We start from the raw sequence: 766 nt of genomic DNA, 5'->3' as shown, positions 1-766 counted from the left end.
CCTATGCCTTTCATAATTTGGCCTGCTAGCCAACCCGCGATCGCGCCGATTAAAAGTGCAAGTACTAATGCCTGAACGTCCATACTAAGCTCCAAATCGTGTGTATGCGTCAGTGACTGTAGTACGTAAAACTATGCTGCGTGCATATTTTTGTCATCGATTGAAAGCAATTGTTGCCCTCGTTTTTCTAGAAAAAGAAGGAGGCAGCGGCTGTCGCCAGTACGCCGCACCATACGATACAAACGAGTGTCGCGATGAGTCGTCGTGATGGCTGATTAGTTGGATTGATGACAAATTTGATGCCGAAGCCTAAAGGCAGTAAAAGCAATGCAAACAGTATGCTTTTAATCAGCATGGGCTGCTCTGTTGTATCGAAAAAGAAAAGAGCAACTAGGCAAACAAGCCCTATGAGCTGTATGGCGCGATCTTTTGGTGTTTGTTTCGCTTGTTTCATAGATGCATTTTACTCAAGTTTTGTAAGTTTATGGATGCGCAATTGGTTCAATTTTAGTTGATCTGATTTAAGCAGAAAGCGGAGCAGTATAAAGTAAATATCTAGATCAAAATGCGCTTTATTCTCTGCATTGTTTTCGTGTTGATGAGCTTGAATTTCTGTCCCAATATGCGCTTTTAAGGGAACATAACCACGCTCTCTTAATTCTTCTTCTGATTCAATTTTGCCTAGATATTGCCATTGATCGATTAAGTGAAAGTGTTTGAATTCGTCATCATTTACGTCGTTTTCTTCCACGAGTATCGGCGTATC

Annotated in this window: 2 protein-coding genes; both read right to left on the bottom strand. The window is 41.4% G+C overall.

What is annotated here, in order from left to right:
• Positions 1 to 187 precede the first annotated feature (187 nt).
• Positions 188 to 454: a hypothetical protein gene (locus A3738_RS01305; RefSeq protein ID WP_068480327.1), complete on the bottom strand. Its 267-nt coding sequence runs from the start codon at positions 452 to 454 to the stop codon at positions 188 to 190.
• A gap of 9 nt (positions 455 to 463) precedes the next feature.
• Positions 464 to 766 (bottom strand): hypothetical protein (locus A3738_RS30360; RefSeq protein ID WP_197473503.1); only part of this gene is annotated, 303 nt, incomplete at its 5' end.

The organism is Oleiphilus sp. HI0066 (genome assembly GCF_001635725.1).
This window is presented reverse-complemented; position numbering and strand designations above follow the sequence as displayed.

Coding starts and splice junctions, on each gene's coding strand:
- A3738_RS01305 (WP_068480327.1), bottom strand. CDS start 454: ATGAAACAAGCGAAACAAACACCAAAAGATCGCGCCATACAGCTCATA.